17 protein-coding genes are annotated in these 13,198 nt (G+C 68.3%); 8 read left to right on the forward strand and 9 right to left on the reverse strand.

Annotated elements, in window-relative coordinates; all coding sequences use genetic code 11:
* Positions 1-17: 17 nt before the first annotated feature.
* Positions 18-1,064, reverse strand: a complete 1,047-nt coding sequence (locus EGK76_RS05040; protein ID WP_123831839.1) for an ROK family protein — start codon at positions 1,062-1,064, stop codon at positions 18-20.
* A 56-nt stretch (positions 1,065-1,120) separates the two neighbouring features.
* Between EGK76_RS05040 and EGK76_RS05045 the strand changes: the two genes are divergently transcribed.
* The 6 genes from EGK76_RS05045 (at position 1,121) to EGK76_RS05065 (ending at position 3,728) form a co-directional block, all read left to right on the forward strand.
* Positions 1,121-1,798 carry a DUF998 domain-containing protein gene (locus tag EGK76_RS05045; protein WP_158613449.1) on the forward strand — a complete coding sequence of 226 codons (678 nt, stop codon included), beginning with the start codon at positions 1,121-1,123 and terminating at the stop codon, positions 1,796-1,798.
* Between the two features lie 85 nt (positions 1,799-1,883).
* Positions 1,884-2,060 carry a DUF1328 family protein gene (locus EGK76_RS05050; RefSeq protein WP_096298608.1) on the forward strand — a complete coding sequence of 59 codons (177 nt, stop codon included), beginning with the start codon at positions 1,884-1,886 and terminating at the stop codon, positions 2,058-2,060.
* A 138-nt stretch (positions 2,061-2,198) separates the two neighbouring features.
* Positions 2,199-2,444, forward strand: a complete 246-nt coding sequence (locus EGK76_RS05055; protein ID WP_123831841.1) for a DUF2789 domain-containing protein — start codon at positions 2,199-2,201, stop codon at positions 2,442-2,444.
* Between the two features lie 119 nt (positions 2,445-2,563).
* Positions 2,564-2,965, forward strand: coding sequence for a hypothetical protein (locus EGK76_RS05060; protein WP_123831842.1), 402 nt, complete (start codon positions 2,564-2,566; stop codon positions 2,963-2,965).
* A 216-nt stretch (positions 2,966-3,181) separates the two neighbouring features.
* Positions 3,182-3,352: a hypothetical protein gene (locus tag EGK76_RS15365; RefSeq protein ID WP_158613450.1), complete on the forward strand. Its 171-nt coding sequence runs from the start codon at positions 3,182-3,184 to the stop codon at positions 3,350-3,352.
* Between the two features lie 82 nt (positions 3,353-3,434).
* Positions 3,435-3,728 (forward strand): amidohydrolase family protein, encoded by a 294-nt coding sequence (locus tag EGK76_RS05065; RefSeq protein ID WP_123831843.1) that lies wholly within the window; start codon positions 3,435-3,437, stop codon positions 3,726-3,728.
* Positions 3,729-3,867: 139 nt separating this feature from the next.
* Here the strand turns inward: EGK76_RS05065 and EGK76_RS05070 are convergent, their stop codons facing one another.
* The 5 genes from EGK76_RS05070 to EGK76_RS05090 all read right to left on the reverse strand — a co-directional run bounded on the left by EGK76_RS05070 (position 3,868) and on the right by EGK76_RS05090 (position 6,716).
* Positions 3,868-4,269 carry an MliC family protein gene (locus tag EGK76_RS05070; RefSeq protein ID WP_123831844.1) on the reverse strand — a complete coding sequence of 134 codons (402 nt, stop codon included), beginning with the start codon at positions 4,267-4,269 and terminating at the stop codon, positions 3,868-3,870.
* Positions 4,270-4,366: 97 nt separating this feature from the next.
* Positions 4,367-4,777 carry an MliC family protein gene (locus EGK76_RS05075; protein ID WP_123831845.1) on the reverse strand — a complete coding sequence of 137 codons (411 nt, stop codon included), beginning with the start codon at positions 4,775-4,777 and terminating at the stop codon, positions 4,367-4,369.
* 453 nt (positions 4,778-5,230) lie between these two features.
* Positions 5,231-5,515 carry a DUF3247 family protein gene (locus EGK76_RS05080; protein ID WP_157745412.1) on the reverse strand — a complete coding sequence of 95 codons (285 nt, stop codon included), beginning with the start codon at positions 5,513-5,515 and terminating at the stop codon, positions 5,231-5,233.
* 60 nt (positions 5,516-5,575) lie between these two features.
* The gene (locus EGK76_RS05085; protein WP_096298596.1) at positions 5,576-6,298 is read right to left on the reverse strand and encodes a Crp/Fnr family transcriptional regulator; all 723 of its coding nucleotides are present in this window, start codon (positions 6,296-6,298) and stop codon (positions 5,576-5,578) included.
* A gap of 235 nt (positions 6,299-6,533) precedes the next feature.
* Entirely contained in the window at positions 6,534-6,716 is a 183-nt protein-coding gene (locus EGK76_RS05090) for a CPXCG motif-containing cysteine-rich protein (RefSeq protein ID WP_123831846.1), read from the reverse strand.
* A gap of 106 nt (positions 6,717-6,822) precedes the next feature.
* Here EGK76_RS05090 and EGK76_RS05095 point away from each other — a divergent pair, with 106 nt between their 5' ends.
* Positions 6,823-9,153, forward strand: a complete 2,331-nt coding sequence (locus EGK76_RS05095; RefSeq protein ID WP_123831847.1) for an FdhF/YdeP family oxidoreductase — start codon at positions 6,823-6,825, stop codon at positions 9,151-9,153.
* A gap of 231 nt (positions 9,154-9,384) precedes the next feature.
* On the opposite strand, the gene EGK76_RS05100 is transcribed toward EGK76_RS05095, so the two are convergent.
* Genes EGK76_RS05100 through EGK76_RS05110 form a run of 3 tightly spaced genes read right to left on the reverse strand, consistent with a single transcriptional unit; the run spans position 9,385 to position 12,502 of the window.
* A complete protein-coding gene (locus EGK76_RS05100; RefSeq protein WP_199730851.1) occupies positions 9,385-10,449 on the reverse strand; it encodes a hypothetical protein in 1,065 nt (354 codons plus the stop codon).
* Complete coding sequence (locus EGK76_RS05105) at positions 10,446-11,645, reverse strand: tyrosine/phenylalanine carboxypeptidase domain-containing protein (RefSeq protein WP_158613451.1); 1,200 nt, start codon at positions 11,643-11,645, stop codon at positions 10,446-10,448. Before EGK76_RS05105 ends, EGK76_RS05100 begins: the two co-directional genes overlap by 4 nt.
* A gap of 8 nt (positions 11,646-11,653) precedes the next feature.
* Positions 11,654-12,502, reverse strand: a complete 849-nt coding sequence (locus tag EGK76_RS05110; protein ID WP_233580160.1) for an N-formylglutamate amidohydrolase — start codon at positions 12,500-12,502, stop codon at positions 11,654-11,656.
* 111 nt (positions 12,503-12,613) lie between these two features.
* Here EGK76_RS05110 and EGK76_RS05115 point away from each other — a divergent pair, with 111 nt between their 5' ends.
* Positions 12,614-13,162 carry a YaeQ family protein gene (locus EGK76_RS05115; RefSeq protein WP_123831850.1) on the forward strand — a complete coding sequence of 183 codons (549 nt, stop codon included), beginning with the start codon at positions 12,614-12,616 and terminating at the stop codon, positions 13,160-13,162.
* Positions 13,163-13,198: the final 36 nt, after the last annotated feature.

A 13,198-nucleotide genomic window follows, 5' to 3' on the forward strand; every position in this document is an offset into this window, starting at 1 on the left:
CGCCGCCGTGGCGCGGTTCAGCTGGGCAGGTTGGTATAGCTGGCGTTGCCGAGCCCGGTCCCGATGGTCAGGACGCCCCAGCGTTCCACACCGGCCATGCGTGCAGCCTCGCTGAGCCCCTGGACCACGGCATCGTTGTGCAGCAGGACGCGCGGAATCTGCCTGCCGACACGGTCCAGGCATTGCCGCACCTCGGTGGCAAGGTCGAACCCGTCGGCCTGCCAGTCGCCGGGCAGGTTCTGGGCACCGTGCAGGATGCGTCCGTCCGCAGCGATCTCCCCCGGGCACGCGATACCGACGAACGGAGCCAGCCGCAGGCCCAGCGTGCGGGCGTGTGCGAGCAGGCCGTTGAGCATCGCCGCCATCCGGGTCACCGCCTCGTCGCGATCCGGGCTCTCGACAGCGTGCCGCCACTGGCTGCGTTCGAGCACCCGCGCCTTGCTGCCATCGGCACGAATGTCGAGCTGTGGCGAGACGATGCCGCACCGGATGTTGGTGCCGCCGATGTCGACGGCGAGGAAGGCCTCGTACCTGTGGGTGGCCGCGGGCGCCAGCGGCACCCAGCCGAGCAGGCCGGCGTCGTCACCATCATGCTGGAGCATCGAGAGCTCGACTCCGGCGCGCTGGAGCTTGAGCAGGCGTGCCGCCCGCCGCACCGACAGCGCGCCGGCGCGGCAGCCGGGAAAACCACCGCCGATGACGATCCGGCGCACGCCGCGCCATTCGTCAGTGACGAGGAAGGCGCGCACGACGCCCGCGAGCTGATGCGCATGGTCTTCGACCGCCGCGTGCACCAGATGCGCGGCGTCGGCGTTGCCCCCGACCAGCACCAGATCGATGTCGGCCTTGCTGATCGCGTCGGTGGGCGTGCGCCCGAACGGATCCCGTTTGCCGGTGAAGTGGTAACGTCGCCGCGCATCGAGATAGCGACGGAATGCCGTCTGGCTGGCCCGGTCGCCAAGAAAGCCGTCCCCGTCGGGATCGCCGAGGGCGAGGTTGCTGCTGTCGATGCGCAGTCCGGGCAGGCGCAGCGCAGCATGGCGGTTGCGGGGGTCGCGTGGCATGACCGCACTGTGAGAGGGTGGCGCGCGCATCGTCGGTGCTACACGCGTGGCGGGGCGTGAGGGTTTCGCTGGCATGGCGGCCGTTCCAGCACGCGCAGCCCGGATACCCCCCATTTCCCACCCGCGCATGTCAGCGCCTGGCGGCCGTCGTCGCGGCTGCGGGCCTGCTGGGTTTTGTCGCGCGTGCGCTCGCGTTGCACCGGGTGCGCCCGGATCTGGATCCGGTCGCGAGCCAGATGAGCCTGTATCTGATCGGCGACCGGGGTGCGCTGCTGCAGGTGGCGTATGTCGGGCTGGGGCCGGGCACGGCCGCGTTCGGCTGGGGCCGGCGGGCGGCGCATATGCAGCAGGTGCGCAGCAGCGCGGCATTTCTGATGCTCGTGCGTTCGGGCGTCTCGCTGTCAGTCACCGCTTCCGCATGGATGGATCTGCCCGGTATCGACCGATCACTGGAAGGACTGGTCCACGGCGTCTTCGCGCAGGCCGCATTCCTGTTCGCCAGGACGGGAATGCTGCTGCAGTCATTGGGTTCCTGCACGATCCGGCGTGGCGATGCGCTGCGCGCTGGGCCATTCCGTGGGCGCTGCTGTGCTTTACATCGATCTCGATCCTGGCGCTCTGGCGGGATGCCCCGCGTGGGCTTGCCCAGAAGTCGGTGGTCCTTTTGCTCCTCGGCTGGTTGGCAGGCGCCACCCGGGCGCTCATGGCGCGGACGCGGACGCCGCCTGCACTGACCCATTCACGTCTTCCGCACTACAGGCATCCGAGACTCCGGCCACTGGCGACGCACGAGCGCGTCGCTTCGAAGGAGAACGCAACATGATCAAGTGGGCCATCATTTTTGCCGTCATTGGTCTCATTGCCGGTGCTCTCGGTTTCGGCGGCATCGCCGGCGGCGCGATGGGTATCGCGAAGTTCCTGTTCTGGGCCGCGATCATCATCGCGATCGTGCTGTTCGTACTGGGCATGACGGTCGCGAAGAAAGTCGTCAGATAGCCGCAAGCAGAGCATGCCGCGCTACCGGACCGCCCGCCTTGTCGGGCGGTCCGCATTTGTGGCGCCCTGTGGGCCGGGCCAGGGCCGGCGCGACACGCGCTACGCTCGGGCCGCCCGCCATCACATGCAAGGACACTCATGGAGCAGCCCGTACACCCCTTCTCCGAACTCTTCGCCCAGCTCGGCTTGGCTGAGGACGAAGCCTCCATCCGCAGTTTCATCGCCACCCACGCGCCACTGCCGGAGGGAATGCGTCTGGAAGAGGCGCCATTCTGGACGCCGGCGCAGGCACAGCTGCTGCGTGAGGAGCGTCTGGAAGACGCCGACTGGATCGTGGTGATCGACCAGCTCAACGTCGCGATGCACGCGACGCCGCAGTCGTGACCCGGCGTGCACGGCGCGCGTGCGTCGCCGCGCTGCTGGCGTGCGCAAGGTTGCAGGCGAACGCGTAGGCCCCGCGCGGTGCTGCGCCGGTCGCCTTCATCGGTGTCGATGTACTGCCGATGGATCGCGACGTCCGGCTGCAGTGCCAGACCGTGCGGGTCGAGGACGGCAGGATCACGGCGTTGGGCGATGTGGACAGCGTGGAGGTTCCCGCTGATGCGACGCTGATCGACGGCGCCGGCCGTGTGCGGGTGCCGGGCCTGGTGGAAATGCACGGCCACGTGTCGGGCGATGACGACCCGGCCTATGTCGAGGACGCGCTGGCGCTGTATCTGGCCAATGGGTTCTCCCTCGTGCGCAACATGCCGGGCGACCCCTCGCATCGGCGCTGCCGGCGCGCATCGAGGCCGGCGAGCTCGACGGCCCGACCCTCGTACTTGCCAGCCTTTGGTTGCGCGCTCGCGATGCAACAGCCGTCGCCGACGAGGTGCGCGCGTATCACGCGGCCGGCTTCGACCTGATCAAGCTCGGCAGTATCGCGGCCGACGCCTATCCGGCCATGGCGCTGACCGCCGATGCGCTTGGCTTCCCGTTCGCCGCCACGTCCCGGAAGGCGTCACCCTCGAGGACGCGCTGGAGGCGGGGCAGGCGTCGATCGATCATCTCGATCGCTACGGCGAATTCCTGGTGCCGGTTGAAGACCAGAGCGTTGGCCGCGAGGCGGGGTGGTGCGGCACGTGCCGACATTGCGCCTGGTCGAGCACTTGGCCTCGCCAGAGTCGGCCGAGGCGATGATCCGCTGGCCGGAGATACGTTACATGCCTGCCACCGAACGCGAGCGCGGGCGCCGCGCCAAGCGCGACTACGCCAGGCGTGAGACCTTCCAGCCGAAGCGGCGCAGGCCCTGATCGGCCTGCGACGGAGCCTGCTCAAGGCTCGGCTTGAGGGGGGCGCGCCGATCTACTCGGCTCCGATGCGCAATTCTTCGACGTGCCCGGCTTCTCGGTCCATCGCGAAAAGGACCCGATGCGGCAGGCCGACCTGACGCCCCACGAAGGGCTGGTCACCGGCACGCGCAACGCGGCCCGGGCCCCCGGTACGCCCGAGACGTTCGGCACCGTGGCCGTCGGCCGACGCGCCGACCTCGCGCTGCTGGCCGCCGATTCGCGCGCGGACATTGCGCATGCGCAGCGGCCGCTCGGTGTGATGGTCCGCGGGCGCTGGTGGCCACGGGCGGCGCTCGACGCACGCCTCGCCGAAATCGAGGCGCGTCAAGCGCAATGAGGGACGTCACCCGGCCATCGCGCATGGTGCGATGGCCGGGCACGGATGCGGCAGCGAACCGTCGGTCGGATGCGAGGCGGCCGCGGCGATTCAGGAACAGGCGGCGTTCCGCGGCGGCAGACGTTCCACCGCGGTCCGGTCAGGCCGGCGCTGCTTCGTTGCCGGCGCAGGTGCGATCCGGGTGATCGGGCCGCATCAGCAGCGCGCTGTCCCGGCTGCGTGTCCACAGTTGGTTCCCGGTCTCGTCCACGTACTTCGTGCCCTGGGCGCCGTCTTCGGTGCGCAGGAGGAACGTCGAGCCGTCCACCGCGATGCTGACCTGGCCCTGGCCATCGAACGAGGCGTCGACCAGCGTGCCCTCGCAGTCGTAATGCATGATCCGCGGCGAAGGTCCGGTCTCGGCCGGAGGGGGTGCTGAGGCGGGCGGGGTCGTACTGCCGGCGTCGGCGGTGTCGGCCGCGCTGGCATCGTCCTGCGACGGGGAACAGCCTGCGAGCGCGAGGAACAGGCTCGCGGTCAATACGGGGCACAACACACGCATGGGTCGTCTCCTTGCCTTCAATGGACCGGATCGACGCGGGGGGAGTGGGGGAGCCGGGTCAGCTTACCTGTGCCGGCGTGCCGAGTGAATCGCCTGGTCAGTAGACGCGCGCGCAATTGCGCTCGTGCTGGTCATGCAGGCGCAGGCGGGCCTCGTCGTCGCCGTGGCGCCAGAAGGCGTTTCCGTCCGCATCGGCGAAACGATCGCCCTGTGAGGCGTCGCTTGCGGGCAGTTCCAGGGTGGCGCCGTCGACGACGAACCTGGCACGTGCGTCCTCAGCCTCGCCTTCCACGGCGAGGGTGATCCGCAGGCCCTCGCAGTCGTATTCGACCGTGTTCGACGGTGTGGTCTGGGCCTCGCGCGCGGCCAGCGAGCCCGTGGGTGCTGCGTCTTCCGAGGCAGCGGGGGGCGAGGGCACTGGCGTGAGTTCGGCGGTCGCCGTGTCCGATTCGGTACTGCACGCGACAAGAGTGAGCGCGAGCAGCAGAACGGCGGGTGCGGTACGCATACGGAATCCTCGTGATCGCGGGGCGGGCAGCAGGCTAGGCAGGCGCTCGTGAACAGCGGGTCGCAGCCGGCGCACGATCGCCACAACGCGAACCCGCGCCGGCGCAGCCGGCTTGACCACGTCGCTGCCGTGCAAATGGACGACACGGCTGGCGACGGCGCGTGCGACGGCTGGCCGGACACTCTGGACCGCCGCTTCCCGCTGCCGGAGAAGCTGGTCCCGGCTCAGGCAGCGAGACCGCGCATCGCATAGCGGTGCCGGTCGGCGCCGCTTCCCGCTGCGGCCACCGCATCCAGGAAGTCGCGGCCCCAATGCTCGACATCGTAGCGGGGCAGCCGGCGGCTGCGATATCGAGCAGCCGCTCGCCACGTCCACCAGAGCCGTTCCGGCCGGGTTGGGCCGGGTCAAATCCGTGATGCTCCGGCAGCGAATCGCCGACCAGAGCCAGCGTGCTCAGTCCGTTCCCAGTCGCTCGATGTCGCGCACGTCACTGAGCCAGACGTACTGCGGCGTCTGCCGCGGTTCCACGGCGTCCAGGCGCAGCAGCGCGTTATGGCCTTCCTCGCCGGCATCGTTGCGGAAGGCTTCGATGGTGGGACGCACCGCCACCACACCCTCGACCACATCGGAGTCGCGCGTCACCCGGACGATGGCTTCGTCGTCGAGGAGGGTGATCCAGTGTTCGATCTTCGCCACCGCATCGCGGCTGGTAACGAGGGTCGGGGGTTGCTGGCTCATGCGCGTCTCCTGGTGCGAGCCTTGCATGCTGCATTGACGACCGAAAACGCGAAGTGAGGGTCAGCCCTCGTTCGCCGGCCGCAGCAGGCGGTCGTACTCGGTCCGCACCACGCCGTAGCATTCGCAGGATCGGGCGAGCAGGCAGTCGCGGTCCATCACCTGGATGACCCCGCGGCTGTAGCGGATGCAGCCCTCTTCCTGCAGTCGACGTGCGGCCTCGGTGATGCCCTCGCGGCGCACACCCAGCAGGTGCCCGATCTGCTCCTGGGTCATCTTGATCTCGACCGATCCCACGCGGTCGTTGACCAGCAGCAGCCAACGCGAGAGCTGCTTGTCGACCGTGTGATGCCGGTTGCAGACGCCGGTCAGCGCGGTCTGGGTGACCAGCGCCTGGACGTAGCGCAACAGGATCTGCTGGAACGCGCCACCGCGCTGGAACTCGCGCAGTGCGAACTCGCCGCGCATCGCCAGGGCCTCGCCCCCCACTTTGACCACGGCGCGGGTCGGCGTGCTGCGCGCGCCGGTGAGCAGGCCGATGCCGACCATGCCCTCGTTGCCGACCATCGCGAACTCGCTGGTATCGCCGCTTTCCAGTGCGTACATCAGCGAGACGATGCCTTCGCGCGGAAAGTACAGCGTCGTCTGCGCCGCATGGGCCTCGTGCAGCACCTTGCCGGCCGGCATGTCGACCAGCTGGATCTCGCCGTCGAGGCGATCGCAGACATCCTCGGGCAGGTCCTGGAGCAGCCCATTGAGCGGCGCCCATGGCGCTTTCTTTTTCATGCGGATCGGCAAGGTCTACGCTGGACGAACAGGAGCGGATTCTCCCGACTGAATGCGGGCGCGTATGTGCGGCAACGCGCATAAAGAATTGTGAAGGCGGTGTGATAGGTCGCCTTTTGAATCGTACCGGTCCGGCAGACGTGTATCCATCGCACCCCGGGTGAGCCCAGGCCTCCGCATCCCGTACCCCTCCACCCAATGGAGCGCCCGATGAGCGTGAGGCGTGGTGGCCACTTCAGTCGCCCCGGCCGCCCTGCAATCGGTAGTCATCTTCCGTCCCGACGCGCAGCTGCATCTCGATCGGACGACAGCAGACCGGGCAATCCTCGATGTAGTCGGCGGCGCCTGCGCTCGCGTCGACGAGGGTCTCGAACCGTTCGCCGCACCACGGGCAGCGCATGTGGGCGATGGCATCCATGGAGGAAGTATGCCGTCACCTCCTCCTGGTCCCGTGACGCCGATTTTCACGGAGTTGGCAGGTCGTCTGCGCGAGGGTGGTGCGTCATGTAGATGACGGAGCCGCCATGAGCCAGCCAACGCCAAGCTTCACGCCATACAAAGCGCCCGCGGGCGGCTGGGGCTCGGTCCGATCCCTGCTGCGTCATGGGCTCGGCGAAGGCGCGCGAACGGCGGAAGGCGCGCGCCAGCTGCAGCGCCAGAACAAGGTCGACGGCTTCGCCTGTGTAAGCTGCTCCTGGGCCAAGCCGGCCGAACCTCATCCGTTCGAATTCTGCGAGAACGGAGCAAAGGCGACGCTCTGGGAGCTCGACAAGCGCCGCGTCGATGCCGGGTTCTTCGAGCGGCATACGGTCAGCGAACTGCTCACCTGGGCCGACCACGATCTGGAAGCACAGGGCCGACTGGTCGAGCCGATGCGCTACGACGCGTCCAGCGACCGTTACGTCGGAATCTCGTGGGAGGAGGCGTTCGCGATCGCGGGCCGTGTGCTGCGCGACATGGCGCCCGAACGCGCCGTGTTCTATGCCTCGGGCCGCGCTTCGCTCGAGACCTCCTACATGTACGCGCTGCTGGCACGGCTCTACGGCAACAACAATCTGCCCGACAGTTCCAACATGTGCCACGAGAGCACCTCGGTCGGCCTGCCGCGCAGCATCGGCGTGCCGGTGGGCACGGTGCTGCTGGAAGACTTCGACCACTGCGACTGCATCCTTTCGTTCGGCCAGAACGTCGGCGTCAACAGCCCGCGCATGCTGCATCCGTTGCAGGCGGCCGCGCGACGCGGCGCCGACATCTTCACCTTCAACCCGCTATACGAGCGCGGCTGGGAGCGTTTCACCAATCCCCAGGAGCCGCTGGCGATGGCCACCGGCACATCGACGCGGATCAGCAACGCCTACTTCCCGGTACGCGCCGGCGGCGATATCGCGCTGCTGCAGGGCCTGGCGCGAGCGCTGCTCGATCTGGATGACGCGGCGCGCGCGCGGGGCGATGCCCGCGTGCTGGATGTCGAGTTCATCGAAACCCATACCCACGGCTTCGACGCGTTCGAGGCCTGGCTGCGCGCTGCCGACTGGCAGCGGATCGAAACCGAGAGCGGCCTGTCGCGCGACGATATCGAATCGGTCGCTGCGGTCTACGCACAGGCCAAGTCGACGATCCTGATCTACGGAATGGGCCTGACCCAGCACCGTCATGGGGTCGACAACGTCCGCATGCTGTGCAATCTCGCCCTGATGCGCGGCAATATCGGCCGGCCCGGTGCAGGCATCTGCCCGGTGCGTGGCCACTCCAACGTGCAGGGTCAGCGCACTGTCGGGATTTCCGAAAAGCCCGAGCTGGTGCCGCTGGACCGGTTGTCCGAACAGTACGGATTCGAGCCGCCGCGCGAGAAGGGGCTCGACACCGTGGGCACGGTGGAAGGCATCCTGGACGGCAGCGTCGAAGCCTTCATCGGGCTGGGCGGCAATTTCTCGCGCGCGGCGCCGGACACCGCGCGCCTCGAACCCGCGTGGCGCGGTCTCGCGCTGAGCCTGCAGGTCGCCACCCATCTAAACCGCAACCATCTGCTGTGCGCGCGCGAAACCCTGTTGCTGCCGTGCCTGGGGCGGATCGAGGAGGACGTGCAGGCGACCGGCGCGCAGCACGTCAGCATCGAGGACAGCACCACCTGCATCCATGGCTCGCTCGGTATCAGTCCACCGGTCGCTGACACGCTTCGCTCCGAACCCGCGATCGTCGCCGCGCTGGCGCAGGCGATCCTCCCGCCCGAGCGGGCTGCCCTGGTGCCATGGGAACAATGGGTCGGGGACTACGCGCAGGTTCGCGGTGCGATCGAGGCGACGTATCCCGACCAGTTCCGCGACTTCAATGCGCGCTTGCACACGCCCGGTGGATTCCCGCGTCCGGTCGCGGCGCGCGAGCGGCGCTGGGAGACCGAGAGCGGCAAGGCTGAATTCCACGTGCCGGAGGTGCTGTGCGCAACCGGTTTCGAAGACCGCGCGGGCCGGTACCGCCTGATCACGGTGCGCAGCAACGACCAGTTCAACACCACGGTCTATGGTTACCGCGACCGGTTCCGCGGCATCGAAGGCACCCGCCGCGTGGTGCTGATGCATGAGGACGACATCGCCGCGCTGGGCCTGGACGAGGGCGAACACATCACCCTGGTCGCGGATTTCGATGATGACCCTGAAGTGCGCGAGGTGGGGGGGCTGCGGCCGATCCCCTATCGGATTCCGCGCGGCTGCATCGCGGCCTACTACCCCGAGTGCAATCCGCTGATCCCGGTCTCGCATCACGCGGTCGACAGTCACGTGCCTGCAGGCAAGTCGGTGCCGGTGCGCATCCGCCGTGGCGCGGGCGCGCCGATCCCGCCGGGCCCGGCGCCCGAGTGACACAAACGGGCGGCCCGCATCATGCGGGTCGCTTCGTCTGCTTAGGTTGCAACGGCATCGGGCGGAGACCGTCCGGCCCTCGCGGCTTTGGCTGCGTATGGGGCCGCCTCGTGTGCGCCGGGACAGCACCTCGCCTACGGGCGCTCAAGCTGCCGAAAACCGCTCCGTCTGGCTAACCACAGGCGGTCGCGATCAGCGTCGTGCAATGCCGATCGTAGGCCGGCGCTTTCGCTAGAGCATCGCGAGTTCCACGTTGGTCAGCGTGCGGCCGTAATGCTCGCGCAGCCGCAGCTTGCGCTCCAGGTCGTCGATGATGTGGCCGGAGAAATCCAGCCCGGTCAGTTCCTCGACCATGTTGATGCCGCCGGGGGTGTCGACGTTCACCTCCATCAGCTTGTCGCCGACGATGTCGAGACCGACGAAATACATGCCGTCGCGGATCAGCTTCGGTGCAACCAGATCGGCCAGTCGCAGTGCGTCCGCGTCTGGCACCGCCATCTCGTACTTGCCCCCGGCGCTGATGTTGCTGCGCGCGTCGCCGCTGTCGTTGTAGCGGCGGATGCAGGCGTAGGTGCCGTCGACCTCGAGCGGGCGGCCATTGAGCATCAACAGGCGCAGGTCGCCGTCCTTGGCCTTGGGCAGGTATTCCTGGGCGATCGCGTAGCCATCGCGGATGACCGCGTCGATCATCTGGTTGAGGTTGCCGCCGCTGTCGGGGGTGATCACGAACACGCCCTGGCCGCCCGAGCCCTGCAGGGGCTTGACGACTCCATAGCCATCGCGGTCGGTGATGAATTTCTTGATCTCCTCCGGATCCCGGCTGATGCAGGTCACCGGTCGGACTTCTTCCGGAAAGTGCTGGAAATAGGTCTTGTTCGAGGCGTCGGTCAGATGCGAAGGGTCGTTGAGCACGAGGGCGCGGCGCAGCCCGGCCAATTGCGCGAACAGCAGGCCGCTGGACGGCGCCCACGGCCGTTCCGCCATCTCCACTGCGGGGTCGCTCCGCAGCATCAGGACATCGAGCTCGTCCACCGACACCTGCACCGTCTCGCAGTCGGTCGACTGGATGTCGGCGAGCAGCGCGGCGTCGTCGGTGTAGTCGGGGCCGCAGGGCACGTAGGCCTTGGCCCGAACCGTGCCGCTCGGGTCGTAGGTGAAATCCCCCAGTCCGATCAGCGAGACCTGGTGGCCGCGGCCCACGGCCGTACGCGCGAGCCGGATGGTGGTGTAGTTGTCCTGTTCGGTGGCGACGTCGTTGACGACGAAGCCGAGGCGCATGCTGCGCGTCTCGCTCATGCGGTGTGCTCCTGGGGGCGGTGCGACTGGTAGAGGCGTTCGACCGGCGTCTGCCGACACGCGGCAAGCCGATCACGGAAATCGGGGTCGGTGGTGTAACGGGGCAGAAGGGCCGGCGGCACGATCCAGCCGTCATCGACCAGTGCCTCCAGCAGCTCGAGTTGCGGCAGGGCGAACTTGCCCAGGAACAGCGTGTCGAACTCGCCGCCCGCTTCGAGATAGGAGAGCAGGCCGCGCAGGCCGCGCAGGTACACCGCATCCTTGGTCAACCCGCCGCCGCGGCGCGCGCGCACCGCCACATCGAAGGCTTCGTCGGTCGGCATGCCGTGTGCCTCGTGCAGGCAGGCGAAGATCGCCGGCAGTTGCGCGCCCGATGCCGCCATGGCCGTGGCCACCACGCGCGCGGCGAGGATGCGCAGCCGCGCGCCCGGCAGGTAGCCGGACAGGTATTCGCCCAGCACGCCGAGGCCCTCCTGGGTCGGGTCGTACTGGGCCAGTCCGACCTCGAGCTGCCGCAGTGCCTGTTGGCGGCCGTTGTGCCGGGTCACGACGTGGGTGCCGATCTCGTGCTGGATCAGCGGACGCACCCGCGCCCGCGGGAGGCGGATGTTGCCATCGATGTAGAACGTGCCATGGGACACCATCAGCGAGGAGCTGATGTCGGTGTCGATGACGACGTCGATATGGAAGTCCGGCGCCTGCGCGCGGTACCAGGCGATCTCGTCCTCGACCTGGCTGCGCACCTCATCGATGCCGCAATCGGCCGGCAGGGGGTCGCCCGGGGGAACGGTCGCGAGGATGCGGTCGGCCAGTTCGACCAGTTCCGGTTCCACCGCGCCGAACAGGGCGACGCTGGCCTCGATGAAATCCGGCCGGTCGCGTTGCTCGACCAGGTCGATCATCCGGGAGAGCTCGCCCTGCTTCTCGACCAGAAGCGCCTGCAGTGCAGGAGGCTGCACCTCGGTCATGGGCAGCGCCGCCAGCTCGTGCCGGAGCGCACCGAAATCGATCTCCAGGTCCACGTAGCGCAGCACCGGCTCGGAGATGCGGCCGCTGCCGTCGAAGGCGTTCCACAGGCCCGGGGTGTCGATCGGCGACAGGGCCAGCAACCAGTCGAGCCGGGCATCGAGTCTTGACAGCGTGGCGTCGATCTGCGCCGCAAGCTCCGGCAGTGGCCGCGCCACCGGTCGCTTCACCGCCGGGCTCATGCCAGGAACTCGGGGCGCACGGCATCCACGGCGTGCTCGAGGCCGTCGCGCAGTGCATACAGCGCCGGCATGTCGGCCTTGCCGGTCCACTCGTCCATGAAGATCTTCTTGTACTCGGGCGAGATCGTGCAGACCTTGTCGCCCCAGTGCGCATAGACCCATTCCGGGAAATGGCCGCCGGTCGGGAAGCGGACATTGCAGCGCACGTCGGGCAGCGCGCCGCGGACCGGGTGACGGCGCAGCACGTTGGCGAAGCGTCGGGCGGTGTCGCCCCAGCGGTCGGCATCGAGCGTTGTGATGCCCAGTTCGATGTCGGGATTGGCGTCCTGCGCGGCCGGCGCGGCGTCGGGCCCGTCGCGCCGATGGTTGTAGCTGTGGATGTCGATCAGCAAGGCGCTGCCCCAGCGGGCAACCGTGCGGTCGATCAGTTCGCCGACCATGTCGTAGAAGCGGTCGTGCAGGGCGAGCGAGGCCTGGAGTTCTGCCTCGTCGAGTGGCGCCTTCCATACATCGAGGCCCCAGCACGCCTCGGGCGTGGCGTAGACGGCCTCGGCGCGCGGCCGGTTGAGGTCGACCTCGAACCGCGACTGGCGCACACGCAGGCGCGTATCGCCGACCTGGGTCAGCAGACTGGTGAGGGGGTCTTCCTCGCGCCAGCGCGCCTCGTCGTCGAGGGCAACGCGCGCGCGCAGCGATTCACGCAGGGCATGGCCATCGTGGATCGCGGTCGCGATGACCGGACCGTCGGTGACGACGAGATCCCATGCGTCGCCTGGTGCCCGCAGGGCGGGTGGCGTGGTGTCGGAGAAGAATGAGGTGAGGAAAGATCGGCGTGCATCTGGCATGAAATGCATGCTGGCAGGCGGCGGATCACGGCCTCGTGACTGGGCGGCATTCGGGCCTTGACGCGTGATTCACCTACAATCCGCGCCTTCGTTTCGTGCAGGGTTCTTCCGATGTCGCCCAAGGCCACCGTCTACAAAGCCGAGCTGCAGGTCAGCGACATGGACCGGCATTACTACGCCTCCCACGATCTGGTGCTGGCACAGCATCCGTCGGAGACCGACGCGCGCCTGATGGTGCGCCTGATCGCGTTCGCGCTGTTCGCCGACGAGCGCCTGGAATTCGGTCGTGGACTGAGCAACGAAGACGAGCCGGATCTGTGGCGGCGTGACTACACCGGCGATATCGAGCAGTGGATCGATCTGGGTCAGCCGGACGAAAGCCGCATCCGCAAGGCCAGCGCCCGCGCCCGCCAGCTGGCGATCATCAACTACAGCGGCAATGCCGCCGCGATCTGGTGGGACCGGATTGCCAACTCGCTGACCCGGCTGAAGAACCTCACCGTCATCGACCTGGATCCCGCCTCGGTCGAGGCGAGCACGCGCCTGCTGCAGCGAAGCATGCGCCTGACCGCGATGATCCAGGACGGCGAACTGCAGCTGATGAGCGATGTCGAGACCATCGCGATGACGCCGACCTACCGGGTCCGTCCCGCCGACTGAGGCGCAGTGTGTGGGCGGACGTGACCTGTGGCCGTT

Source organism: Luteimonas sp. 100069 (genome assembly GCF_003813845.1).
GTDB classification, from domain to species: domain Bacteria; phylum Pseudomonadota; class Gammaproteobacteria; order Xanthomonadales; family Xanthomonadaceae; genus Luteimonas; species Luteimonas chenhongjianii.